The organism is Microbulbifer sp. ARAS458-1, assembly GCF_045348205.1.
Classification (GTDB): domain Bacteria; phylum Pseudomonadota; class Gammaproteobacteria; order Pseudomonadales; family Cellvibrionaceae; genus Microbulbifer.
On record NZ_CP155838.1, the window covers coordinates 308,365 to 334,991 of the forward strand.

A 26,627-nucleotide genomic window follows, 5' to 3' on the forward strand; every position below is an offset into this window, starting at 1 on the left:
CTGGCACATGCGGAATCAATGACCGGACGGGGAGCCTCCGTCATCACCCCCGTCGTTCGGGCCATCGTCAGAGATATCCGGCCAGTCCTCAGATCCCGCGGAACCTCGCCGCTCAATCGGTTTCTGCGTGTGTGCAGACACCTCCGACAACCCATCTCCTCCGTCGGGCGGAACCAACGGCACCCCCTCTCCCCAACTGCGAACATGCAGGTCCCGTTGCGGAAAGGGAATCTCGATGCCCCGATCTTTGAACTCGCGCAGCAGCTCGATGTTGTACAGCGCCGTCAAGTCGCCAAGGGAAGAAACCGCATTGCTGTTGACCCAGACCACCAGCTTGAAGTCCAGCGCGCTGTCACCGAAACCGGTGAGCCATACCTCGGTTTTACGCTGCCAGTTGGTAAAGGTCACCGGTACCCGCTCCGCCGCCGCCATGGCGGCCTCCCGTACCAGCTCTGGATCAGTGCCGTAAGCGACGCCGAATATCACGTGTATTCGACGCACCGGATCTTCCAGCGTGTGGTTGGTTACCCGACCGGTGACGAACTCGGAATTGGGAACAAGAATATCCACATTATCGCGGGTGGTGATGCGAGTGGAGCGCACATTGATATCGCGGATACGCCCGAACACGCCGGACTCCAGCTCCACCAGGTCACCCACTCTTAACGGCTGCTCGAACAGCAGGATAATTCCGGAGATAAAATTGGAGAAAATCGCCTGCATCCCGAAACCGATGCCCACCGACAGGGCACCGGCAATCAACGTGAGCTTCGAGGTATCCAGCCCCACCATGGTGAGGATGATGATAAAGGTGATCAGGACGATGCAGTAATTGAGAATCCGCCACAGGGTGTAGGCAGACTGTTCGGTGGTGCGGCTCTTGTGCACCATACGCCGCAAGATGATATTGAGCAGGCGCGAGCAGGCCCAGGCACCGATGATCACCAGAGCCATCTGCGCGATATCTTTCAGGGTGATCGCCTGTTCACTGATCGCGAACAACTTGTAGTTGGCGAGATTGCGCCAACCCGTGCGTATTTCCTTCAGTTGATGCACGAAGCGTTCGCCAAGCGTTTTCCACCAGCCCTGCTGGCGTTGATACACATACAGCTGTGCGCTCTCGTAACGTTTTACATCATCAATCAGGTCATTGGTGCGCCCCAGCGCGCTGTCGATTTTTTCGAACTGGCGCCACCATTTCTGCATACCCTCGGCGTCTTCACCCACCCAGGCGACGATCTGGCGCTGGCGCACATTGAGCTGTCGCGAAAGGTTGGCCTGCGCCTTCTCCGCATTCTCCACCAGGTCCTTGTCGATGGACAGTTTCTCGTCCTCACCGTCCGGTGCCAGCACACTGTTGATCGCCTGCAGTAGCTCCTGCTTGCGAATCTGCAGACGGTTTTCCAGTGCATCCACACTGAATACCAGCATCTTGATCTGCTGCTCCAGGGTCACCGCGGCATCGGAGCTTTCAAAGATCAGGTGTTGGGAATCGCTGCGCTCTCTTGCCAGCTCCTGTAGATTGGTTTTCTCCTCTGTGCGCGCGGCTGCCAGTTTTTCCGCCACTGCGCTACTGTACTGTAGTTGCTTGAGCATGCGCTCCAGCTCGGTGCGGGCGAAAGTGAGCTCTTCATTCCAGGCTGCCAACTGCTCCTTCAGCAGTCGCTGTTCTTCGAGAACCTGGAGATGGGTAATCTGGGCAAGGAATACATTCAGGGTGGCACTCAGATACTTGGGGTCGTTGCGGTTAATATCCCGCAGCGCCACCACCCGCTCCCGCAGCCGACTGAGAGACAGCGCTACGCCGTCATCCAGCTGATTTTTTTCCAGCTGCAACCCAAGATAGCGCTGCTGGCCACGCGCGACCGCCGCATCCGACTCCGCCCACTGCAACACCGTCGGCTCCGCGGGAAACTGCACATCCGGCAGTATCTGCACGGTTTTCAGGTTTTCACTTTTTTCCCAGGTTTTGCGGATACCGGCAAAGCGCTGGTTTACCTGTTTGACCCGTTCATCCAGCTTCGCTTCTTCCGGCAGGTTATTGCTCCACTCCTTCCAGGCACCTTCTACATCCGTTAACCACTGCTGCTTCTGTTCCTGTGTCGCCTCCGGCCACTGGGTCCACCAGTCGGCGGCGAGCGCATTGAAGTCGGGAACAACCGGTGAGAACTCTTTGGGTTTGGTGGAGGGGAGCTGGGCGCTGGCCGGCGGGGGAATCAGCAACGCGAGAAAGCACAGACACAGCAGCGGCAGCCGCCAGAATCCTGCCAGTGAAGATTGTTTGCTATGGGCGTCACTGGCGACCATGCCGGAACTTCCCTGTACCGCTTGAGACCACAACCGCGGGCACACGGCAGGACACCGTATACCGCGTATCTGTTTCAGTGTAGATGAGCCGCGCCGCGGGACTGGCGCCGGCTAGCGCTGACGATCGTAGCGCTGAATACAGTCTCGATATTCCCGCTGGTAAATACGCAGTCGCTGGCTGTCGAGGCTGCTGCCACGGCGCGCGGCACTGGTGGCATCCTGGCGACACAGGGACTCCGCCAGAGCGCGGTTGTCGTAGCGCTCGCCATTGGCATCGTAGGGCGGGCGCACATTGGCGTAAGGGCGGGAATCACTGCGACGCGGGTCGCGGTAACCTTCCACTTCAGACAGGGGGATACCTTCATCACCGAGCCCATCGGGACGGGCAGCGCGCGGCGGATAGGCGCGCGGAATACCAGAGCGGTCGCGCAGGTCTTCGAGGTCGGCGTCGGGATAGCCATAGAGGCGGTCTTCATAAGCGCCGACCAGATCACCGTTATAGTACCTTCTCCACTCATAGGGAGGCGTGGTCACCACATAACTGCGACGGCGCGTTTCATACCGGTAAAAGGTCCCTGTACCACTCAGAAAAAACTGGCGGCCATCAATTTCGAACCCCTGACTGCCATACGGCAGGAAGGTCAGTTCTGCACCCAGTGGTGGCTCCACCCGCAGGTAGCCGTCATCTTCCTGGCGGTAAAAATAACCACCCTGATAGAAATAGATGTTTCCGCTCAGGGTGAGCCGGACGGCATCCGCGGGCAGCTGCTTCTGGCGATTCGGGTCCCGCGCATAATCTTCGGCAGACTCGCCACTGGATTGGCCTGCGGGAGGTACCTGCCCACCGCTCTGCGCCTGCGCGCCCTCCGGCGCAAATAAACTCAGTGCAAGCAGACTCAGCACAACGAGGCTCGCGACAGGGAGCGGGAACAGCGCCAGCGAGCGGGAACGCCGCGTGGCAGTGATTTGGGCAGAACCAATCGATGTGAAGACATTCACCAGCAACAACCTCGCGCAAACCAACGAAAACGGCGAGCAACTACCGCGTCTCGCCGCTTTCTGAAACAACCGATGCGACCTGAAACAGCAGCACGCGACCTCCCGCCACCGTGAAAGGCTGGCGGCGGAAGATCGCGCACGCATAGTAGCCGGAGGCGCCGCTCTCCCTGGGTGACCGGCGATCGCGGCAGAGTGCACAAACCTAGCGGCTTCGCCATTCCTGCCGCTCGGCCGACTACTTATTCAGTGTAGTTTCGCTGGTGAATAACCCCCATCAAGTAGCGAAGAACGCCATAGTCACCTGGGTACCGGTCACCTGGAGCGCGCGCAGCGCACAGACAAAAAACGGGCGTGAACCACTAGCGCTCCTCGGAAGAGCCGCGCTAATGGTTCACGCCCGTATCGGTAGTTTTTGGGAAAGGGGGCGCTATGCCAGGCCGGAAATCACCTCCCGCAGCTTGCCGACGATATCGTCGATTTCATGGGTCTCGATAATCAGCGGCGGCGACATACACAGCGCATCACCAATGCCTCGCGCCATCACACCAGCATCCCAGGCCAGCGCCGATGCCTTGGCTCCGAATTTGCCTTTCAGATTTTCCGGCGCGCGCAGCTCGATAGCGCCGACCAGGCCGTAGTTGCGGACATCGATCACATTGTCCAGATCCGCGAGGCTGTGCAGCGCATTTTCCCAGTAGGACCCAATATCCCCACCCGCGCGGGTCAACAGCCCTTCGCGATCGTAAATATCCAGCGTCGCCATACCCGCCGCACAGGCCACCGGGTGCGCGGAATAGGTGTAGCCGTGGAACAGCTCCACCATGCCTTCCGCCGCCGCATCCATCACCGTGTTGTAAATCTTGTCACTCACAAACACCGCACCCAGTGGTACCGCGGCGTTGGTGATACCCTTCGCGGACGTGATCATATCCGGGGTCACGCCGAACTCTTCCGAGGCAAACGGAGAACCGGTACGGCCCCAGCCGGAAATCACCTCATCAAAAATCAGTAGCAGATCGTGCTTGTCACAGATCTCGCGCAAGCGCTGCAGATACCCCTTCGGCGGCAACACCACACCACCGGCACCGGAGAACGGCTCCACAATCACCGCCGCAATCTGGTCCGCGCCGTGGAATGCCACCAGACGCTCCAGATCCTCCGCCAGCTCCACACCGTGCTCGGGCAGGCCCTTGCTGAACGCATTGCGTTCAATATCCAGCGTGTGGCGCATATGGTTCGCCTTCACCGGCTGACCAAAGCTCTGATAGTTCGGCGCAATACCACCCACAGAAATGCCACCAAAGTTCACCCCGTGGTAACCCTTTTCACGGCCGATAAACATCGTGCGTGAACCCTTGCCCCGTGCGCGCTGATACTGCAGCGCAATCTTCAACGCCGACTCCACCGCCTCGGAACCGGAGTTGCCGAAGAACACATGGTTCAGCGGCTCCGGCGTGTACTGCACCAGGCGCTCCGCATACTCAAAACTCAGCTCGTGGCCGAAATTGAAAATAGAGCTGTAATCCAGCTTCATCGCCTGCTGATGAATCGCGTCGGCAATCTCACTGCGGCAGTGACCCGCATTGGAGCACCACAGGCCCGCAGTGGCGTCGATGATCTTGCGACCAGACTTCTCAAACAGGTAAATCCCCTCAGCGCGCTCCACAATACGCGGCGCCGCCTTGAAGGTGCGGTTGGGAGTAAACGGCATCCAGAATGCGTTGGTATTCAGTTCGGACATGATGTTCTCCGATTAAAATTTTTACGTGTCTCTAACGTAGTAAAAATATCGACGCGAAGGCAAAGTGCCGGGTACAGGTTTTCAGGAGCGTCGCAAACAGGAAGTTTGCGCCGCAACGCCCAGGGATGGGTTCACAGGGGGACGCCTAGTTTGGTTCTGAAAACAGATACCCGGTGCTTTGCCGCCACTACAACAAGTTAAAAGTTTCAATATCTACAACGGAGTTCACACTCCGTAGCAGCAGTACTTGGTCTCGTAGAATTCGGCCATACCCTCGACACCACCCTCGCGGCCAATACCGGATTCCTTGCAGCCACCAAACGGCGCCACCGTGGTCGAGAAAACACCCGCGTTGCAGGCCACCATCCCGTACTCCAGCGCCTCCACCACCCGGTTCGCCCGGTGAATGTTTTCACTCATCACATAGGCCGCCAACCCGAACGGCGTATCATTGGCGCGCTGAATCACATCATCCTCATCACGGAATTTCTGCACCACCGCCAGCGGCCCAAAAATCTCCTCGCGCGCAATTCGCATCTCATCGTGCACCTCCGTCAACAACGTAGGCGCATAATAGTTCTCCCCGTTTGGCAGAAAATCCCCGCCCAACAAAAGGCGCGCCCCATTCGCCACCGCTTCTTCAACAAGACCATGCACCCGATCCACCGCCCGGCGGAAAATCAGCGGCCCGAACGTCGTACCCGCATCCAGGCCGTGGCCCACCTGCAGCTTCTCCATCTGCCCACGCAACTTATCCACAAACTCATCGTGCACCGACTCGTGTACATAAATTCGATTGGTAGACACACAGGTCTGGCCCGCATTGCGCATCTTCGTCGCCATACAGGCGGTCACCGCCACATCGATATCCGCATCGTCAAACACGATGAACGGCGCATTGCCGCCCAGCTCCATGGACATCTTCTTGATGGTGCTCGCACACTGGGCCATCAGCAGCTTGCCCACCGGGGTAGAACCGGTGAAAGTAAACTTCGCTACCCTCGGGTCCTGGGTCAGCACCTTGCCAATAGCCGCAGAGTCGGTGCCAACCACCACATTCAGGGTGCCCGCCGGCAACCCGGCCTCCTCCGCCAGTGCACACAGGGCCAGCGCAGACAGTGGCGTTTCCGACGCCGGCTTGATCACCACCGTACAGCCAGCCGCCAGCGCCGGCGCCGCCTTGCGGGTAATCATCGCATTGGGGAAATTCCACGGGGTAATGCAGCTCACCACACCCACCGGCTGACGGATGGTGTGCAGGCGCATGGCCGGGTTGTGCGTGGGAATCGTCTGGCCATAGGCGCGACGACACTCCTCCGCGTACCACTCGATATAGGAAGCGCCGTAGTCAATCTCACCCATGGCCTCCGCCAGTGGCTTGCCCTGCTCCAGGGTCAGCAGGCGGGCCAGATCCTCTCGGTTCTCAGCGATCAGCTGGTACCAGCGCTTCAGTACGGCTGCGCGCTCGGCCGCGGTCTTGCGGCTCCATTCCGGGAAGGCGTCGTGGGCCGCGCCCACCGCGCGCTCGGCGTCGGCAGCGCTGCCATCGGCAATCTCTGCCAGCAACTCTCCAGTCGCCGGGTCAGTAACCGCCAACTTACCGGTGCCCTCGCACCACTGGCCATTGATGTAGTTCTGGGTCTTCAATAACTGGCTATTATTCAATTTCATCGAATACTCCCTGATCAGCCGGTATATAAGCTTCTCATGGATTCTGGCCCGTGAGTCTGATGGCGAATAGTAAGATCTTTGCAACTAAAATTTAGATCCATCAAACTTTGCTAAACCATCACGCTGAAGACCCCAAACGCGGATAGCCCAACCATGGCAAAAAGCACCCAATCCCTTTCCGGCCGCCTCAGTGATATGGACCTGCGGCTACTTCGGGTCTTTCGCGAAGTGGTGCAGGCCGGCGGCCTAGCGCCTGCGGAGGTCGCGCTCAACATCAACCGCTCCACCATCAGTGTGCACCTGTCGGACCTGGAGACTCGCCTCGGCATGCAGTTGTGTATCCGCTCCCGAGGGCGCGCGGACTTCAAGCTCACCCCCGAGGGCGAGTCCCTGTACCAGGCCATCCTCGAACTGGACGGGCACCTGGCCACCTTCAAGAGTCAGGTCAACGCCATCCAGTCACAGCTCACCGGCAAACTGCGGGTGATCTTGCCGGACGATGCCCTGGCCATGCCCCAGCTGGATCTGCCCGCCACCATTGCGCGCCTGCGCGAGCGGGCGCCGCAATTGCAACTGGATATCCAGCTGGCAGCACCCCACGAGCTGGAACTGGAAATCCTCGCTGGCCGCGCGGACGTGGGCATCAACCCGCTGCACTCGCGCCGCCCCGGCCTCAGCTATCAGCCACTTTTCAGTCACCAGTCCCTGCTCTACGCAGCCGCCGGTCATCCGTGCACAGTCGTCGATACCGATGATGAACGGATTACCCAACAGGAGCTCGCCGCCCCGGACCACGCGGTTCTGTCCGGTGCCGCGCACCTGTACCGACTGTTCCCCAACAAAAGCATCGCCAACCATATGGCCGCGCGCCTGGCGATGATCCTGTCGGGAAAATTTATCGGCTTCCTGCCCACCTATCTGGCGGAGGAATATGTTAGAAATGAGCAGCTGGCCGCACTGAGGCCAGAGCGCTTCTGCTACCAGATCCAGAATGCGATTACCTGTAAAAGCAGCGCGGTGGAACAGCCGGCGGTGCAGTTGTTCACCACCTCCATACGCATACACGACAGCCACGTAAAGCCATGAAAACCAAGTTTTATACAGAGCAAACGCTGAAGTCATGGGATCAGGCTGCGGAAATCCACCACCGCAGAAACCCCGGTCTGGCAGCCCAAACCAAAGCGCCGGATTTCAACGCTCTACACGAGGAATTTAATCGCCTTGTTGACTCCAGGCTTGTAGCAGATTCATCCGTCGCACAGATTTGCTGCAATAACGGAAAAGACCTGCTGTCGATAAAGAACAAAGGGGCGGGATACTGCCTGGGAATTGATGGCTCAAGTAAGTTCATCGAGCAAGCGCGCGCTCTTGCAAACCATCCGCACTACTCAGATGTAAATTTTGAAACACACAATGTTTACGAAATGCCGGAGCATCACCACGGGAAATTCGATATTGTCGCTATCACCGTAGGCGTACTGAACTGGATGCCGGACCTCGCAAAGTTCTTTACGGTTTGTAGCCGCCTTCTCAAACCCGGCGGCTTCATGCTGATGGAAGAAATGCACCCGGTGCTCAATATGTATGAAGAAGGAAACCCCTCATACATTGCCTATTCCTACTTTAACCGGGAGGCACAGATTGATACCCACGGGCTGGATTATTTCTCTGGTGAAAAGTACGACGCAGAGCCCAATTATTACTTCCAGCACACGTTAAGTGACATACTCTCCGCAGCGATCGCCAGTGGCCTGCAGCTGCAGACATTCGAGGAGTCTCGATCCAACATCGGAAATTATTGTGGCGATCTGGCCAGCTCGCCACTCAGTCCGCCCATGGCTTTTATCGCCAGCTGGAAGAAACACTAGTCATGTATACCCCAAAACACTTTTCCGTATCCGACCGCCAAGAGCTGTCACACTTCATCCGCAACAATGCATTTGGCCAATTGATCTCAAATCACAATCATCGTCCCGAAGCCTCCCATTTGCCTTTTCTCTTATCGGCGGATGGTGAGCGGCTGACCTGCCACCTGGCCCGCCAGAACCCACAACTGGAGAAATTAGACGGCCAGCAGGTACTTGTGATTTTTAACGGCCCCCATGCCTACATTTCGCCGCGCTGGTACCAGTCTGCCGGTGTACCGACCTGGAACTATCAGTCCGTGCATGTCTACGGAACAGCGCGCACATTTAATGATGCGGAGCGGCTGATGACACTGGTTGATCAGCTTTCTCAAAAGTATGAGTCCGGAGCAGAAAAACCCTGGCAACCGGAGTACTCACCCAAACTACTGCGTGCAATTACCGGTGTGGAAATAGAAATTTCCGACATTCAGGGAAAGTACAAACTAAGTCAGAACCGATCCACAGAAGACCGACAAAGTGTGGTGGAAGCATTGCGAGCGGAGCAGAAATCAGAGATGGCTGATGCCATCCAACGGTGGGAGCCCCCAATCGAGTCATGCTGAACACCATCCATCACGCCGCAATAATCTGCTCGGATTATCGACGATCGAAACACTTTTACACGGAAGTTCTCGGGCTGGAAATCATTGCGGAAAACTACCGCGCACAGCGCGATTCATGGAAGCTGGATCTGCGTCTTGCAAACGGCGGCCAGATTGAACTGTTTTCATTTCCCGATGCACCAGCGCGACCCAGTTACCCCGAGGCCCGAGGACTGCGCCACCTGGCGTTTGTGGTGGAATCCATTGACGAGGTGAAAGCCCGCCTGGAGTCGTGCGGTGTAGAGGTAGAGCCGGTGCGGGTGGACGAGTACACCGGCAAGCGCTTCACATTCTTTAGTGACCCGGATGGGCTACCGCTCGAACTCTACGAACAGTAAATCTGTGCGCAAATAGAAAACGGGGCGAAGCGTGACCGCGCTAACGCGGTCACGCTTCGCCCCGCCAGTTTATCTTCAGCGGATAAATACTCCGTATCAGGGGGTAGCCTTGGTGGCACCACCAGCGCCGCTGGCTTTTTTGTCTTTTACCGACGCCTTACCCTGAATCTGACTTTGGTTATTGCCTTTGTCCGCAATGGCCGGCTTCATCTCCGCCAGCATCATCTTCATCTGGTTGTACTCGGCCTCATTGGTAAGCTCCAGCATCAGCGGTTGGGCCACCTCGGCGAAATACTCCGCATCTTTGCGATCGTACAACTCCTGGGCCATCCACTGGGCGATATGCAGTTCGCGGGGCGCGCGCAGGTAAGCCTGTTCGAGCATTTCCACATACTGCTTTTTCGGGTACCCCATCATCTGCATGGTGATCGCCAGGCCGTACCAGTTCATCGCTTCACTGGACTGGTTGTTGACCAGCTTGACGAACTTGTCCCGGGCTCCTTTCAACATTTCCTTGCTGCGATCGCCACCCATGGTGCTGATCTCACGATTGAGCCACAACCAGGCCTGAGCCTTCTGATACCAGAAGTGTTCGCGATCCGAAGGGGCTACCTGGGCCAACAGACGTGCGGCCTGGTCAAAATCACCCTCGCGGGTCGCCGCGTCGGCGCGCACCGCGGTCAGCTCCGGTGAGTAGAGGTTCGCGCGCTCGGCATACTTCACCAGGTCGTGGATCCCGTGAGGGTTATAGCCGGATTTCACCAGGAAGCGTGCCAGCTCAACTACCGTTTCCTGCCCGCTGAGTACCGTCAGTTTCGGGCGCTCCGGCGTAAAGTTCGCCGGCACCTTGCCGCGCGCCAGCTTGAAACGGCCATCTTGAAACTTCTCGTTGTAGATATCCTCGATCTCACCGATGGACATACCCAGGTTTTTCGTCAACGCCTCAACCGGATCGGCGCCGTTGTTGTAGTCCACAACGAACTGCTTGAACTCCTCGGTCTTGCCACTTTCCATCACGATCCAGTGGGCCAGCATCCAGCCACTGGCGTACACACGCCCTTTCTCTTCATCCGGCGTGTTGTACACGGTAGCGCGCAGCAGCTCCTGCAGGGGCACCGGTGCTGTATACAGCAGGGTCATGGCGCGCTCGCCGGGAATGGCGCCGATATCGTAGGTATTACCCGGGCCAAAGGTCATGGTGGACATGAACTCGGCGAAGCCTTCACTGTACCAGTAGGGGTAATGGGTAGTGGTACCGTTGTAGCTCAGGAAGTGGGTGTACTCGTGAAACAGGAACTCCCGGGCTTCCAGCTGGCGCTCACCGGTGCGGCCATCCAGGTTCACCAGGGCGTAGCTGCCCTCGGCGGTGGTATCGAACAGACCATTGGTCAGCTCGGAAAGATCTTCCCCCACCAGGCCGGCATAACTTTCGCGATCCGCTGCGGCGTAGATGGTCAGTTTGGCGCCATCGTCTTTCGCACCCAGCAAATCCAACGCAACCGCACGGTAGCGCTCCAGATCCTCCGCCAGGCGACGCACCGAGCCCGGCTCACCGTTGGTGATGATCTTGAAGTTAGCGCTGTCAATTTCGTACCAGGTGTCTTTCGCTAGGTTGTCCGCCATTACATCGCTGGTAAACAGCCATGCGCCGGAAAAAACGACCAAGTATGCGAGCATTCTTGAAAACATATTCTGACCACCCGGAGTTTTCGCTAGATCTTCTCAAATAGAAGCAACTGTTCACTTTTTGAACGACGTTGCGCGAAATTCCACAATACCTGTTTTCACTGTTTAAAAAAAGAACAATCTTAAACGAGAACCTGTAATTCATCCTGAGCATAAGCCGGTCACGGACCAGCTGGTCGTATGCAGTCACAAAATGACCCCTAAGTTCTACGTATAGCCACACGTCACTGACTGATAACCAGATCACAGTCACAGAAATTCCATCTTCGCTGCCCGGGTCCTCCCCATAGACTCCAGTTTCTGGCCGGCTCCGGTAATCCATACCGAACCACTGGCCCCTGCGGAAAGCGGGTCCCGGCCGGAGCGATGACGCTGTAACAAAAGAAATAAATACAGAGAGAGAAGAGCATGAAAACACTCGCCCTGCCGGCGCTGCTGGCCGGTGCCCTGTGCGCCGCTTTTACCCCTGCCTCTCAGGCCGCCCCCACCTTTATTGCCGACCTGGATATCACCACCTTCGACGGCACGGAACTGGACGCCAACCTGTTTATTCCAGAGACCCCCGCGCCCGCCGGCGGCTACCCCACGGTACTGTTTACCAACAGCTGGATGCTCGACAAACACCAGTACCTACTGCAGGCCGCCGAGCTCGCCGACAACGGCTACCTGGTAATGAGCTACTCCACCCGCGGCTTTGGCACCTCCGGCGGGATGGTGGATGTGGCCGGAGAAAACTCCATCCGCGATGCCGGCGTGCTGATCGACTGGCTCGAAGCCCACTACCCGGTCGGCAAACTGGGGATGGCGGGTATCTCCTACGGCGCCGGGATCTCCCTGATCACCGCCGCCCAGGACCCCCGCGTGGACGCCGTCGCCGCCCTCTCCGGCTGGTCCGACGTGATCGAAGGACTCTACCCCGGCAACACCGTCAACCTGGTGTGGGGCACCATCCTCACCACCACCGCCCTCAATCTCGACCCCGAAGTCGACGCCATCTGGGCCAACCTCCGCGCCACGGAAAACATCCAGGGCGTCGAGGAATTTGCCGCGCCCCGCTCCGCGCTCTCCTACGTGCCAGAACTGAACAGCAACGGCACCGCCGTGCTTATGTCCAACAACTTCGCGGATTACCTGTTCAAACCCAACAGCATGACGCAGCTCTACAGCCTGTTGGACGGCCCCAAGAAACTGCTGTTAAACCCCGGCACCCACGCCGTCACCGAAACCCTTGGTGGCAACAACGGCCACATCTGGGCCACCGCCTTCCGCTGGTTCGACCGCTACCTCAAAGACCAACCCAACGGCATTGATCACGAGCCCAAAGTGGACATGACCGTGCGCATCAGCAACAGACTCGAGCAGTTCGACGACTTTCCCGTAACCGACAAAACCACCCGCTACCACCTGCACCCCAGGTTCACCTACTTCAACAACGCCAGCATGAAAACCCGCCCCTACAGCGGCTGGGGCTGGAGCAACGACTTCCACGGCGGCTCAGACACCAAAGCCGGCACCGGCATCCCCGTCGTCTCCGACGCTCTCGAAGGCTTCGGCATCCCCGTCTACACCAACATGACCGGCATCAACGGCTACCACGCCATCGAATACAACTCACCAGTACACTGGAGCACCTTCAAAATCCGCGGCACCCCAAGCCTCGAAATGTGGATAAAACCCAGCAAGCCCGAAGTGCAACTGCAGGTATACCTCTACGACACCGGCCCCCTGGGCCTCGGCCGACTCATCACCCACGCCCCACTCACCCTGCACAACGCACAGGTCGGCAAGGCGCAGAAGATCTCCATGGAACTCTTCACCACCGCCTACGACGTACCACCGGGGCACGTGGTGACCCTCGCGATTGATACCGAAGGCGCGATTTATCAAAAGCCGGAAGATACAAACTATGAGATTGAGGTGCCCTATCGCAGCAGCCGGCAGTCAGTGCTGACGATTCCGCATTTATGATTCAGGTGACAAAAGCCTGATGCGCAGGCGCCGATAGCGGGTACGGCCTTTTGAGACCTTCAAAAACAGGATGTTTTTGCAGAGCCCCCATGGATGGGTTCACGGCGTGTCTCAGAAGGCCGTACCCGCTAGCGGCGCCGCCACCGGACCTTACCCGAAGCTCTCCGCGGATCTGGTAACAAGCTCAATCCATCGCGCCCCCCTGCAAACCAGCCGCCCCAACCCGCTACAATAGGAACAACCAGCGAACCAACCATTCCAAAGCAAAGATTTACCATGCGAATTCTTACCCTTCCGGCCCTTCTGGCCGGACTAATCGTGCTCACCGCCTGCGGAACCGACAACAAAACCACCAGCGACCCCGACCGGGAAAAGGCGAGCCCGCAAACCACCGCCAGCGAGCAGACAGTGGAGACAAAAAACGCTGAGGCCAAACCCAGCGTCGAAGAACAAGCACCCGCCGGCAAACTCCCCGACGGCGTCCGCCCCACCGCCTATCGCCTCGACCTCACCCTCGATCCCCGCCAGGATACCTTCCACGGCCAGGTGGAAATTGACATAGAAGTGGACAAAGCCACCGACCACATCTGGATGCACGGCAACAACATCGACGTCGCCGACATCAAAGCCATCGTGCCCGCGCAAGGCGATGAGAAAGAAAAAGAAGTCGCCGCCCACTACCGCCAGATGCTCGACAGCGGCGTGGTGCGTGTGGACTTCGCCGGTGGTATCCCCGCCGGCAAAATTACCCTGCATACCCGATACAGCGCCCCGTTCGATAAAAACCTCGCCGGCCTGTTCAAGGTCGAAGAAAAAGGCGATGCCTACGCGCTGGCCAAATCCGAATCCATCCAGGCGCGCCGCTTCCTGCCCGGCTTCGACGAACCCGGCCTGAAAGCCACCTATGACATCAGCCTCACCATTCCCAAGGGCTACAAAGCCATCAGCAACGGCCCCGAAACCGAACGTGTAGACGCGGGTAACGGCATGGAAAAGGTCACCTTCGCCCAGACCCGCCCCATGCCCACCTATCTGCTGTCCCTCGCCGTGGGGCCCTTCGACGTGGTCGAGCGCCCGGATATTCCCGCCAACAAATACCGCAAGGAGCCACTGCCCCTGCGCGGCTTCGCCCGCAAAGGTCGCGGCAAGGATATGGCGTACGTGCTGGATAAAACCCCGGAAATGCTGCGTATTTTTGAGGAGCAATTGCAGCGCCCCTACCCCTTCCGTAAGCTCGACATTATTGCCGCGCCCCAGTGGCCCAGTGGCGCTACCGAACTGTCCGCCGCCATCACCTACCGCGAACAGCGTATTCTGGTGGAAGGTGACGAACCCGCCCCCGGCCTGCGCCTGGCCCTGCTCGGCGTACACGCCCACGAAATCGCACATATGTGGTTCGGCAATCTGGTCACCCCGCCCTGGTGGGACGACCTGTGGCTGAAAGAAGGCTTCGCCACCTGGGGCACCCCGCTGGCTCTTACCATCATGGAACCGGACGGCGGCCACGACCTGAATGCCGCGGTGCGCGCCATCAGTGCGATGAAGCTGGATTCCCTCGCCAGCACCCGCGCCATCCGCGAGCCAATCACCGACAACAACAATATCCGCAACGCCTACGACGCCATCACCTACTCCAAAAGCCTCGGTGTTATCCACATGGTGGATGAATATTTTGGAGCCGATACCTTCCGACCGGCACTGGGACGCTATATAGAAAAGTTTGCCGACGGCGTGGCCGATTCACCGGACTTTTACAAGGTCATCGGTGATGAAACCGAAAGCCCGCAGCTCACCGAAACCTTCCGTACCTTTGTGGAGCAGAAAGGCGTGCCGCTGCTGTCACTGACCATGAACTGCAATACCGATGGTGAAGCCTCGGTAATTGTTCAGCAGCAGCGCTACAAACCGCTCGGCTCCCCGATTTCTGAGACCGGCCAGCAGTGGAGTATTCCATTCTGCATGCGCACCAACACCGGCGTTGCCCAGTGCGAATTCCTCAGCGACAGCCAGCAGGAGATCGCCGTTTCCGGCGGTGCCTGCCCCAAGTGGGTCATGCCCAACGTGAACGGTAGCGGCTACTACCGCTTCAACATGGATGAAAAGTACTGGCAGGCCCTGCTCGGTGAGTTCGACAACCTCAACCCCACAGAGCGCCTGTCACTGATCGACAGCGCCTTCGCCGCTTTCGAAAGCGGCAAACTCAAGCCAGGCACCCTGCTGGAAGTGGTGCGCCTCTCGGCCACCTCAGACAAACGCCAGGTTGTGGAAGCACCTCTGGGTTACCTGGCCAAGTATGCCGACCACTATATAGAAGATGCCAATGCAGCCCGCTGGCAGGCATTCCTGAAAGAACAGTACGGTAAAAAAGCACAGGACCTCGCAGACAATACGGACTCGGAAAGCAAACTGCTACGCAGCCGCCTGCTCGGCTTTCTTGCGCTGGAAGGCAAAGACAAGGACACCCGCAAACAATTGCAACAGCAGGCCGAACTCTTTACCGGTTTCAATCGCGAGCGCGATCCCACGGCACTGGATTCCGATCTGTATGAAAGCGCGCTGACCGTAGCCATTCAGGATTCCGGCAAGGATTTCCTCGACCACCTGATCAAAGTGCGCAGTGAACTGGACGACCCGCTGTTTGAAAGCGCCAGTGCCAACGCTATGGGCCGCGTCATCGATCCATTACAGCTCGACACTATTCATCAGCTGGCGCTCAGCGACAACATGGGTGCACGCGAAGCGTTCGGGCTGATTCAGAATGCCCTGATCGAACCGGAGCTCCAGGCTAGAAACTGGCAATGGCTGCGGGACAACTTTGCCGAAGTGGTAGCAAAAATCCCGGAGCAGTGGCGGCGCAACACACCCCGCTTCGGAGCAAATTTCTGCGACCAGCAGTACTTAAAACAGGTGCAGCTGCTGTTTACCCAGCAGCAAAAACTGGTTCCCGGCTATCAGCGCGCACTGGCGCAGACGGAAGAAGGGATTAATCTGTGTCTGGCACTGAAAGAGAATGGACAGGCACTAGTGGGGAGTTTCAAATAAGAGACAGTGGCTATAGCAGCTTCGAAAATGGCAGCCATGGCTGCCATTTTTGTTTACATAAGAACCCCGCCCTCTGATAAAACCTGCTGCAGAGTTAATAACTGAGCACGATAGTTTTTCCATTTTCCGATAGAGGATGCGTAAATTGGCTGGCGGACCTGGGTGGCACTAGCCGTTGTAGAAGCCTGACGAATATTGTGAAAATCAAGACACTGCACCTGCCAATCGAGATCACAGTAATCTAGAACCCCACGAACAACTGTCTCCGTACTTTCCACCAAACTCTCATACTGCACATGAAAAATACGCCCCTTCGGCAGAACGGCTTCCCAATGATCCATTAGCCGTCGGTAAGCGATGTAGTACTGACCAAGTTCCTGCAAGTTATAGGAGAACGGATAAGCGCTTTGAAACAGCTGTTTGTAAACCGCGTAACAAGTATCCATGGGGTCACGATGAACGTGAATAATCCGTGCATTGGGTAGCGCCGCATGAATGATCCCGATGTAAAGATAGTTAAATGGTAATTTGTCGATAAAATGAGGTTTTTTACCTGTTAACATTCTGGTACTTTCAATATATCCATCACCCAGCTCTCGAAAATCAATATAGCGTGAGGATTCAATCAAAGATAATTTATCAACGCCTCCATTCGTGCCAGAACTTTTAACCGCGCGCATTAATTCCTGAGAAAAATTATTTAGCTCACCGGCAGTCTGAACTTCAGAATGAGAGGAAAGTATTCGCTCAAGAAGGGTACTTCCGGTACGGGGCATTCCGAGAACAAAAATCGGCTCTTGCGACTCCGCAGTTTTCCGATTTTTTTTGAAAAAATCCGCGTCGAACGTCTTTCGCAATGATCGCATGATATCTAAATCATATTGCACGTCGTAACGTATATGAGCACGTCGCAAATCTGCACCAATTTGGAGGTTATAAAATGCCTCATCCCAACACTCCAAGTCCTCCAGCTCTTTGGCTAAAGCGTACTGCAGGTTCACTCGATCCCGCGCCGAGAGTCCGCTTGCAGCGAGCGATGCTTTCAACGAGGTAATGTGGTTGCTTTCAGCTGTCTGCCTACGCAACCCAGATCTCAGTAAATGCGCCTCGCTGTCTTTCGGGTTGAGCTCTATTGCGCGACTAGCAGCTTCTTCCGCACCCTCAATCTCACCAAGAAACCGCTGGGCTGTAGCCAAGTTGTAAAAAAAATCGGGTTCTTCACTAACTAATCCAATCGCACGCTGATATAGGCGCTTTGCTAATTCATGTTGATCCAATGAGGTATAGAGCCTACCGATCTCATTCAACTGATAGGCATTATCAATTGACATATCCAGCATCTGATCAAGATAGACACGGATTTTTTCAGCCTTGCCCCCCAATGGAAGAGCACAGCGACAAAATTGAAGTAAGATTTCGGGGCTTTCAGGATCTATGGCTATAGCCTTTTCACAGGCCATAAGTGCCGCATGGCAGTTACTATTCGCAGCATGTATTTCGCTCAACACCAGCCAACCATCGGCGATATCGGGGTTAGCCTGTAGTAGAGTTTTGATGCAACCTAGTGATTCACGCAACTCGCCTTTTGCAAGTAAATTACGTGCTTTCCTACAGGACTGCTCTACCATATTCATTGAGTTCTGCTTTGTATCTAGAATTTATTCGTACTGTATCACTGCCTGTTTAGGAATCGCCAGTATCCGAAGGCACAAATAAAAAAGGCCGGGATTACCCGGCCTAAAGCAACAATTCACTGAATGATTTAAAAGGTATAACTAGCGCTCAAACCGATAGTCCGCGGTGTCGTAATGTACTGACGCTGATTGTTACCGTAGTAGTTTTCAAATACCCCGGTGTCCGTACTCATATATGCACTCGGGAAACTACCGGTAACACCTTCGTTGTTCAGAAGGTTTTTCGCGTACAGAGATACCACCCAAGAATCGGTCAGCAGGGAAGCCGATGCGTTCCAGAGGCTAAATGCATCATGCTCATCTTGAATCGAGGTATCCTGAACCGAATTAATGGTCTCAGACTGGTAATACCCACCGATGCGGCTTGCCAACTCCATACCATCAGTGACGAAATAACGATGAGAAAGCGCCACGGTCAAAACATTCTCTGGAATACCGGGTAGTTTGTGACCATCTTCGGCAATTAGGTTACCCGCCTGAGGGCCGATTAGATCAGCAGTCAACTCCGCTTTAGTATATGTGTATCCTGTTTGCAATGTGAGGTTCTCAGTTAGTGCAAACTCGGCCTCAAGCTCCAAACCGCTGGTAGCTGCTGACTCACCGTTTTGGGCCATAAAGAATGCCCACCAATAGGTGGCGGTATTGAGTTGTGGGTCCTGCCAATCTACGTAGAAGATGTTCGCGGAATAACGTGCTCGATCTGTATCACCTTTGACACCCACTTCATAATTTTGAGCGGTATCTTTATTAAAGGTTGATGCAGCTTCACAGTTAAGCTCTACGAAGAAACCACTACATGGCACTGCGTTAGAACCGCCGCGACGGAAACCTTCTGAGTAAGTGGCGTACGCCATCAGACGCTCATTAATATCCCAGGAAGCATTGACCTTAAATTGAACGTCATCCTCTTCTTGCCCGGGGTATTTTTCAAATGCAACGCTATCGCCCTCGATAAGAGGGAATCCGAGAGCGGTATTGTTGGTAAGAGTATTGCTAAACCAGCGCATTCCACCTGTGAGGTGAAAACTGTCGGTCACGTGGTAAGTCAGCTCGCCATATACCGCTACGTCCTCGAACGTTTCTTCGCGAACATAGTCGAAGTCAGTTTCCTGAAGAGGAAGTCCAACCCACCATTGTCCATCGGCAGCGCATGCTGCACCTATTTCTGCGCACGCTTGTCCGTATTCGTCCAAGCCGAGCAGGTAACTCAGATTGTATGTCTCGCGTTCCTGGTCCATGTAGTAGGCACCGGCGACCCAGTCGATGTCACCCTCGGTGTTGGAAACCAGGCGGAGCTCCTGAACCAGAGCCTTTTCACTGTAGCCTGCATCCACGTGAGCAACCGGGCGTGGCATACCGGTGTAAAGATCATCAAACCAATTGGAGTATCCACCGCGATCAGTAACCCAAATGCTCGTATTATCCCGCCAGCCGTTGCCGGTGTGCTCGTACTGGGAGGTGGTAGAAGTCAGGGTAGCGAAGCCCAGGTCAGCTTCGACTTCAAGGCTGAACAAGTCAACTTCGCGTTCGGACGGCTCCAGCATGGTGGATCCGTTCTCATGATCACCGTAGGTTTCACCTAGCAGATTGCCGCCGAGTGTCACGGCCCGCCGTGCACCGATTTCGTCACTCTGCATTTGATAGCTCGCGGTGGCACTGATGTTGTCGGTCATGTCAACGCGCAGTGCTGCCCGGGCATGCATGATTTCTACTGTGTCAGCATCTTCTTTCGAGGTATAGCATGAGCCATTGAAAGCAACTTCTTCTGCACTCAGAGAAGGGCTTTTCACACTTACACAAGACCCGTCGTCCGCCTTAACTACTGGCTTGCCGTCTGCCAGCTCATACAGGTTTACATAATCGATCACGCCGGCATTATCGATGGTTCCGCCGGAGAAACGGAATGCCGCCTTGTCGCCCAGGGGGAGATTCAGGATTACATCAGCACTGTAATTCGTACCTCCAGAGCCATCGGTCTGACTGAGACTGGTAGAAGCCTTCACCATAGTCTCTTCGGTATCCGGCTTGTTCATAATGTAACGAACCGTCCCCCCCATAGCTCCAGAGCCGTAGAGAGTGCCCTGTGGGCCTCGCAATACCTCCACTCGCTCCACATCCTTCAAAATGAAGTTTGCAAAAATAGGAGTGGAATCCACGTAAGTCGAAACCGGAGAAACTGCAGAAAGGCCAACATCACCATTTGCGCCATTGTCGACATTGAGCCCGCGAATAATCATGTTATTCGCCATACCAGAGTTGCGATAGCCCCGGTCCAGCACTGCCACACCAGAAACGCTTCGTAGCAACTCCGTGGCATCAGTAATATTCTGTTCTTCTAGGTCCTCACCACTGACAGCTGAAATGTTGTATGGGATATCTTGTGCATTCTGCGCCCGTGCAGTCGCAGTCACGATCACTTCCTCAATAAGTGATTCTTGCGCACTCGCCAGCTGCGGAACGGATAGCAGCGTACCCGCGGATACTGCCGCGACGGCGGTTGCCAGTGTGGATTTGCTAAACCCCTGCTTGATTGGTTGTTTCATGATGCCCTCTGCTAGGTTTGGATCTCTTATTTTGAATTTTCGCTGCTGGCCAAACTGCGCCGGCTTTTTGTTGTGATTCTTTGTATAACTGGACCCTGGCCTATACCTAGTGCCAGTTAGTCTACAACGACTGGTCCAGTTTGTTGTGGTGATAAAAAGCCATCCTGTGAGAAATGAACTTTTGTCTCGCCGGTATTATTCCGGCACTTTCAGCTCGCCGAGCTGCTCCAGCGCAGGGGATACCGCACCCCGCTCGTACTGTGGATAGTGCACCTTGCCATCGCGGAAACTTTTCAGGGTTTGTCCCAGGCCTTTCATGCCGCGCTCACGTACCTGAGCAACTTTTTCTACATCAATAAACAGAGCGATAATTTCTTCCTCAATAGAGGCCTCATGCAGGGTATCGCCTTCTGGTCCGACAATGATCGAGCGGCCGTTGCCCTGCTCGCCGGCTCCGTTTACATCGACGATGTAACACTGGTTCATCACCGCACTGGCGCGCACCATGGAAAGCTCGTCTTTGCGATCGATGGTGTCGGTTTTGGTGGGGTGGATAATCACTTCTGCACCCATCCAGGCCATGGCTCGGGTGGTTTCGGGGAACCACATGTCGTAGCAGATGGAGACCCCAAAGCGCCCCACCTCGGGCACATCAAATACAACAAACTGATCTCCCGCGGTGACGCCTTTTTCGTAAGGCAGGAAGGGGTAGATCTTGCGATAGCGGGCGATGACCTCACCGGCTGGATTGATCACCGGCGTGGTGTTGAACACGGCGCTGCCGCACTTTTCATACATGGATCCCGGAATCAGCCAGATTCCCAGTTCCCTTGCGGTACGGCAGAAAGCTTCCTCTTCCGCAGAGGGCAGCTCGCGGGCGTGTTGCGCGCCGACACCACGCAGGGCCAACTCGCTCAGTACGATCATTTTGACCCAGGGGTAGCGCAACTTGGTGCGCTGGATTTTCTGCAGCAGCAGCTCCAGATTGTCTGCCTCATCCAGTTTCAATTGCAGTGCTGCTATTCCGAAAGACCTGCGGTTGCTACTCATCACACCGGTTCCTGGTTCTGGATTATTGATTTTTGTTGTTGCCGCCGCCTTGCCGGTGCTTTCCGGGCAGCGTTGGCCAGCTGGATTAATACTGGCGCAGAGCGAGACGCGGCTATAGGGCCAGATGGGCGGGATACATGAGTCCAAAGCCGAGGAGGTCGCGGAATGGCGGATTTGGACCCAACTGCGAGCCGGATCTGGCACTATCACACGCGCTGTAATAAGTTAGCTTTGGTCCGGCACAGGAACCGACCGCGACAACCGCTGAACGGACGTCGGTTCAAGGGATAAGACAGATAACAAATTGCCACAATCGCCGGAGTACCCATGGAAAATCCTCCCCAGTCTGCAGCAACAGATGCCCCAGAATCAGGCTATTCCGGAAAAAGAATTCCCGATGCGGCCGCTGGAAATAGTCTTTTAGTCAGCAACGGCTGGATCGCGAGCATCTTTCTCGCGTTTCTTTCGTCTGCGGGCCTTTACTATGTGAACATCTTTCCGGTCATTGTGGACGCACTGATGGCGGGTGCGGGGTTAAGTGCCGAACAGGCGGGGCAGATCACCTTTGCCAACACCATGGGCGCGGTGATCGGAGCATTTACGGTTTCCTGGCTGATCCGGTACATTCCGCGCTGGAAGCGCGCTGCGGCGATACTACTGTGCTGCTCTATCGGCATGGATGTGCTGACCATTCAGCTGGCCAATCTGGACCTGCTGATTCCGTTGCGACTGGTGCACGGGATTCTCGGCGGCGCCCTGGTAGGGTTGGGGTTTGCGGTCATTGCCCGCAGCGGTATTGCCGGGCGCAGTTACAGCATGGTGCTGTTGGTGCAATACACCGGCGGGGCCATCGGGGTGGGATTTCTGCCTGCGCTGGTGGTGGAACACGGCACCTATGTGCCTTTCTTTGCGCTGATTACCTTCAGCGTCATCACACTGCTGATGCTGCCGCTGATTGCCGATTACCCGCTACCAACGGAAGCTGAGAGTCGCGCGCACGCGGAAAGCGCAGCGCCGCTGCCACTGGCGCCCATCATCATCACTCTGATTGCGCTGTTCTGCTTCCAGTTCGCAAACATGGCGCTGTTCGCTTTCATTTTCGACCTGGGCAAAACCTTTGGATTGCCCCTGGGTTTTATCAGCCAGACCCTGTTCTGGGCAAACCTGATTGCCATTGGTGGCGCCGCGCTGGCGGCGGTGACCGGCCAGAAATATCCCCTGGCCAAACCCCTGGCTGCGGCACTGATCATTACCCTACTCGGCCTGCTGCTGTTTGTGTTCAGTGATATTCGCCCGCTATTTATTCTGGCCAATGTGGTTACCGGAATTACCTGGGCGTTCTGCGTACCCTATTTCCTGACCATGGCATCACGTTTTGACAGTGCCGGGCAGATGGGTGCGTTTGGTGGCTTCGCGTCGAAGCTGGGGCTGGCCTGTGGGCCACTGTTTGCGGGTTACTTTATTACCGGTGGTGGCAGCTATACCCAGCTGATCATTCTTACCGTTGCAGTATTGGCAATCTGTCTGATTGCGGTACCCGCGGCAGCGCGGCTCGATCGCGCTCCGGGGAACTGACGGGCACGCGCGTTACTCATTGGCGATAATCGCCGCATCAATCAGTTTGCCGGTTTCATTGAACCACTTGATGCGGTGGCCATCGGTCACCACGTAGAAACTTGCCTTGCGGCCGTAGGACCAGGTGCGCCACTGGCGCACCCACTGGTCGCCGTCGAGCCACCAGCGGCCAGTGTCGGTCTCGTCCATCTCCACATCGTTGCGGGAATAGCCGAGCATGGTGCCGTCCGGCTTCAGCTCGATACGATAGGACTCGCCCAGGGTGTTGGTGCCGAGGAATATGGCTCCCGGCATTTCCCGCTGCAAATCTTCCGCGCTAAGGCGTCGGCCAGAAGCCACATCCAGTGACTCCTCTTCCGCCTGCAACTCGCCATTGATCAATTGCGCAAGCACTCGCACACCACCCTCGATTTTATCTGCATCGATCGCGGAAAAGCCAAGTCGCACGGCGCTGCCGTCCCCCACGGTCTCCAGCAACAAGCCGTTCTGTTCAGCACTGATCTGCAGCTGGGCACCATCCACATGTGGTGGTAACTCCAGCCAGCAGGCAGTGCCGCAGCTGGCACGGCGCACCTTTAACTTGGGCAGGTGGTACATCAGGGCTTCGCCCAGTGCGATCCAGCGCTCCTTCAGCTGCTGGGTGATTTTGAACAGCGCCGCATCCAGATGACCGGCCGCCACAAACTTGGCCAGCAAACGCTGATTGAGTGCGGGTACCCGCTCGCGCAGGGTGTAGCGCAGCGCGCGCAGTCGCTGAATCACCGGCTTCGGGGCAACCACAAAGGCAAGCTGCATCCCGGGGTCGATGATCTTTGGAAATTGATAGAGATAGATAACCGAACTGCCACCCTCCATACTTTTCAGCGGTGGCAATGGATTGCCGTGGTAACAGAAATCATGATCACAGTCGTTTTCGATAACCACGGCCTGCTGCTCCCGCGCCTGCTTTAGCAGCTGTCGGCGACGCTCCAGGCTGGTGGTAACGGCGGTGGGATTGTGCACATTGGGCTGCAGGTAAATGCACTGAGACGTCTGGAAACTCTCATCCAGTAGCGGACCATCGGCATCCTGTGAAAGTGACTGTATCTGGGCTCCTGAGCGTCGAAAAATCTCACCGGTTTCACCGCCGGCAGGTTTGACCAGCGCAAGCCTGCGCTGGTTACCCAGCAGCAGTTCCCCCAGCAGATAGCAGGCCTGCTCTATACCGCTGGTCAGCAATATCTGCCCAGGTTCCACATAGATTCCCCGGCGCGGTAGCAGGCGGGTGCAGATCTGTTCCACCAGGTGGCGGTCGTCCTCGTTATTGCCGAGTGTGGCCCACTGCGCGACTTCCCGCGCGGTAAAAATATCCCGGGTGCACTCCCGCCATTCGGTGCTAGGGTAGAGCCGCGGATCATACTCGTTGCTGACAAATGGATAAGGATACTGAAGCCAGTTGGCGGGGCGGTTTTGCAGAGCCCGGCGGCTGACGGAAACGGGGTTGCAGTGAGTGCGCCAGAATTGTCGGTCGTCCTCATCCCGCTGCGGTTCACCGGCATTGTGACTGATCACCCCCTGCTGCGACACGGTTTCGCTGACATAGAAACCACTGCGCTCACGGGTTACCAGAAAACCATCATCCACCAGCTGTTGATAGGCAAGCACTACCGTATTGCGGGCAACACCAAGCTGCTCGGCCATTCGCCGCGATGAGGGCATTTTATGCCCCGCGGGAATGCTGCCAGACAGAATCCCCTGGATCAGTTTTTCACGGATTTGCTGCTGCAGACTTTTATCCGCAGCGGGATCGAGAACGATCAGTGCTTCGCTCATGAACGGCTCGTTATATTTGTTTTGGCCTGGTGCGTATTCTGGAGGTTGCCCGCAGTGTGCACGGCGCCCAGTCCAGATTCAAGCCGGCGTACCTCCGCGATACCGGGCCCCCGAACATCAGAGAGCCCGTCCGCGAAAGACTTTTCCAGCCTTCCCCGGGTAGTCAGCCAGTATGCGTATTGCGTGCCAACTTTTTCAAGCGAAATGCCAACCACACCAGGATGATGCCGAACACGATAGCGTAACTGCCGATCAGCCAGAGTAGTGCGAGGGCGCCGGCACCGGGCTTGAGCAACAGGACCAGGCCAAAGATTACCGACAGGAAGCCCGCAAAAATCAACAGCCACTCGTGTTCAATTTCCTTGCGCAGGCGTAGGGCACCAACGATCTCGAAGATACCGCGCACCAGTGCCCAGGCACCAATAAAAATCACCAGCACCAGCGCGGTCACCTGTGGATAAACGAAGGTGAGAATCCCTGCGGCAATACCGGTGATACCCACAAACAATAGCCACCAAAGGGACGAACGCTCCACCTGGCCGCGCCCCTTGATCGCGCCGTAAAGTGCCACCACGCCGTCAATCAAGGTATAAATCGCGAATAGAAACACCAGACTAAGCAGGGAGATACCCGGCCAGATAAACGTGAGCACGCCAAATGCTATGGCGAACAGACCACGCAGCAGCGCCACCCACCAGTTATCGGCCATGGCGCGCAGTAATGGGCGGGAAGACAGAGATACTTGAGAGTCACTTTCGGGTGCCATGGGCGCCTCCTGACTATGGGTGCCCCGATGCGGGATCACCGTCAAGCCGGAGTTTTAATCTCCGGGAAAGCGAAAAACGAGATTATTTTTTTCAGGCGCAGCCGGTGTCAGATAAAGTGCTGGACCTTGTTTTTATAACTGCGACTCATTTTCAGTCGCTCGCCATTGTTGAGCACCAGGTGGTACTCACCATTGATGTGCGCACAGATCTCGCGCACCCGCTTGAGATTGACGATAGTCGAACGGTGAATACGCTGAAATACTTTCGGATCCAGCTGCTGCTCCAGTTCCTTCATAGTGATGCGCATTACGTGGGTTTCGCCGTTGGCGTGCACACACATATAATCGCCGGCTGCGTCGATCCAGTCGATGTCTCGCGCCGGTACCAGGGTGATTTTTCCAGAGTCCTTGATGGCGATCTTGTCCGGGTAACGATTCCCCCCCAGCTCACCGGCTGCCAGTTTCTGCTCCAGTGCCTCCGGTGATTCCTGAGTCAGGTCCGCTACCGCCTCCAACAACTGCTCGCGCTGGGCAACCAGGTTTTCACTGCCCAGTTTTGCCCGCACCCGCTGCAAGGCCAGCGCCAGACGGTCTTCCTCGATTGGCTTCAGTACATAATCCACCGCATTGACCTCGAACGCCTCTACCGCGTACTGATCGTAGGCGGTCACAAATACGACCTGAGGAATATCGTCCTTCGGAAGCAGCTGCACCAGCTCCAGCCCACTGACACCCGGCATCTGGATATCCAGAAAAGCTACATCCGGCTTCAATTCCAGAATCTGCTCCCGCGCGTCGCGGCCATTGCCGCATTCGGCCACCACCTCGATTCCGCCCAGGTTTTCCAGGCGCAGTCGCAGGCCGCGCCGGGCAAGAGGTTCATCGTCCACGATGATGACGTTCAGGGTTTCGTTACTCACTGGTCG

At 56.4% G+C, this 26,627-nt stretch carries 18 protein-coding genes; 7 read left to right on the forward strand and 11 right to left on the reverse strand.

What is annotated here, in order from left to right:
- Positions 1-15: 15 nt before the first annotated feature.
- The 4 genes from AAFH99_RS01205 to AAFH99_RS01220 form a co-directional block, all read right to left on the reverse strand.
- A complete protein-coding gene (locus tag AAFH99_RS01205) occupies positions 16-2,307 on the reverse strand; it encodes a mechanosensitive ion channel domain-containing protein (protein ID WP_051687226.1) in 2,292 nt (763 codons plus the stop codon).
- A 111-nt stretch (positions 2,308-2,418) separates the two neighbouring features.
- Complete coding sequence (locus AAFH99_RS01210) at positions 2,419-3,210, reverse strand: DUF6515 family protein (protein WP_406828440.1); 792 nt, start codon at positions 3,208-3,210, stop codon at positions 2,419-2,421.
- 523 nt (positions 3,211-3,733) lie between these two features.
- Positions 3,734-5,047 carry an aspartate aminotransferase family protein gene (locus AAFH99_RS01215; RefSeq protein WP_406828441.1) on the reverse strand — a complete coding sequence of 438 codons (1,314 nt, stop codon included), beginning with the start codon at positions 5,045-5,047 and terminating at the stop codon, positions 3,734-3,736.
- 225 nt (positions 5,048-5,272) lie between these two features.
- Entirely contained in the window at positions 5,273-6,718 is a 1,446-nt protein-coding gene (locus AAFH99_RS01220) for an NAD-dependent succinate-semialdehyde dehydrogenase (protein WP_406828442.1), read from the reverse strand.
- Between the two features lie 153 nt (positions 6,719-6,871).
- Between AAFH99_RS01220 and AAFH99_RS01225 the strand changes: the two genes are divergently transcribed.
- The 4 genes from AAFH99_RS01225 to AAFH99_RS01240 are packed head-to-tail and all read left to right on the forward strand — an operon-like array spanning position 6,872 to position 9,565.
- A complete protein-coding gene (locus AAFH99_RS01225) occupies positions 6,872-7,804 on the forward strand; it encodes a LysR family transcriptional regulator (RefSeq protein ID WP_406828443.1) in 933 nt (310 codons plus the stop codon).
- On the forward strand, positions 7,801-8,586 hold the full coding sequence (locus AAFH99_RS01230; protein ID WP_043319642.1) for a bifunctional 2-polyprenyl-6-hydroxyphenol methylase/3-demethylubiquinol 3-O-methyltransferase UbiG: 786 nt from the start codon (positions 7,801-7,803) through the stop codon (positions 8,584-8,586). The genes AAFH99_RS01225 and AAFH99_RS01230 overlap by 4 nt, the downstream gene beginning before the upstream one ends.
- 2 nt (positions 8,587-8,588) lie before the next feature.
- The gene (locus AAFH99_RS01235) at positions 8,589-9,188 is read left to right on the forward strand and encodes an FMN-binding negative transcriptional regulator (RefSeq protein WP_406828445.1); all 600 of its coding nucleotides are present in this window, start codon (positions 8,589-8,591) and stop codon (positions 9,186-9,188) included.
- Positions 9,182-9,565, forward strand: coding sequence for a VOC family protein (locus AAFH99_RS01240; RefSeq protein WP_406828446.1), 384 nt, complete (start codon positions 9,182-9,184; stop codon positions 9,563-9,565). Before AAFH99_RS01235 ends, AAFH99_RS01240 begins: the two co-directional genes overlap by 7 nt.
- A 96-nt stretch (positions 9,566-9,661) precedes the next feature.
- On the opposite strand, the gene AAFH99_RS01245 is transcribed toward AAFH99_RS01240, so the two are convergent.
- Positions 9,662-11,242 (reverse strand): hypothetical protein, encoded by a 1,581-nt coding sequence (locus tag AAFH99_RS01245; protein ID WP_043319645.1) that lies wholly within the window; start codon positions 11,240-11,242, stop codon positions 9,662-9,664.
- Positions 11,243-11,659: 417 nt separating this feature from the next.
- Here AAFH99_RS01245 and AAFH99_RS01250 point away from each other — a divergent pair, with 417 nt between their 5' ends.
- Together AAFH99_RS01250 and AAFH99_RS01255 are read left to right on the forward strand one after the other, a co-directional pair.
- A complete protein-coding gene (locus AAFH99_RS01250; RefSeq protein WP_406828447.1) occupies positions 11,660-13,219 on the forward strand; it encodes an alpha/beta fold hydrolase in 1,560 nt (519 codons plus the stop codon).
- 276 nt (positions 13,220-13,495) lie between these two features.
- Positions 13,496-16,261 carry a M1 family aminopeptidase gene (locus AAFH99_RS01255; RefSeq protein WP_406828448.1) on the forward strand — a complete coding sequence of 922 codons (2,766 nt, stop codon included), beginning with the start codon at positions 13,496-13,498 and terminating at the stop codon, positions 16,259-16,261.
- 53 nt (positions 16,262-16,314) lie between these two features.
- On the opposite strand, the gene AAFH99_RS01260 is transcribed toward AAFH99_RS01255, so the two are convergent.
- The 3 genes from AAFH99_RS01260 to AAFH99_RS01270 form a co-directional block, all read right to left on the reverse strand.
- Complete coding sequence (locus tag AAFH99_RS01260) at positions 16,315-17,895, reverse strand: tetratricopeptide repeat-containing sulfotransferase family protein (RefSeq protein WP_406828449.1); 1,581 nt, start codon at positions 17,893-17,895, stop codon at positions 16,315-16,317.
- Positions 17,896-18,023: 128 nt separating this feature from the next.
- Positions 18,024-20,498: a TonB-dependent receptor gene (locus AAFH99_RS01265; RefSeq protein WP_406828450.1), complete on the reverse strand. Its 2,475-nt coding sequence runs from the start codon at positions 20,496-20,498 to the stop codon at positions 18,024-18,026.
- A 195-nt stretch (positions 20,499-20,693) separates the two neighbouring features.
- Complete coding sequence (locus tag AAFH99_RS01270) at positions 20,694-21,548, reverse strand: carbon-nitrogen hydrolase family protein (RefSeq protein WP_043319649.1); 855 nt, start codon at positions 21,546-21,548, stop codon at positions 20,694-20,696.
- A gap of 327 nt (positions 21,549-21,875) precedes the next feature.
- Between AAFH99_RS01270 and AAFH99_RS01275 the strand changes: the two genes are divergently transcribed.
- Positions 21,876-23,123: an MFS transporter gene (locus tag AAFH99_RS01275; RefSeq protein ID WP_051687229.1), complete on the forward strand. Its 1,248-nt coding sequence runs from the start codon at positions 21,876-21,878 to the stop codon at positions 23,121-23,123.
- 12 nt (positions 23,124-23,135) lie between these two features.
- On the opposite strand, the gene AAFH99_RS01280 is transcribed toward AAFH99_RS01275, so the two are convergent.
- The 3 genes from AAFH99_RS01280 to AAFH99_RS01290 form a co-directional block, all read right to left on the reverse strand.
- Positions 23,136-24,935: a PLP-dependent aminotransferase family protein gene (locus AAFH99_RS01280; protein ID WP_043319650.1), complete on the reverse strand. Its 1,800-nt coding sequence runs from the start codon at positions 24,933-24,935 to the stop codon at positions 23,136-23,138.
- 163 nt (positions 24,936-25,098) lie between these two features.
- Positions 25,099-25,701: an HdeD family acid-resistance protein gene (locus AAFH99_RS01285; protein WP_197023833.1), complete on the reverse strand. Its 603-nt coding sequence runs from the start codon at positions 25,699-25,701 to the stop codon at positions 25,099-25,101.
- 107 nt (positions 25,702-25,808) lie between these two features.
- Positions 25,809-26,621, reverse strand: a complete 813-nt coding sequence (locus tag AAFH99_RS01290; RefSeq protein ID WP_043319652.1) for a LytTR family DNA-binding domain-containing protein — start codon at positions 26,619-26,621, stop codon at positions 25,809-25,811.
- Between the last annotated feature and the right edge of the window lie 6 nt (positions 26,622-26,627).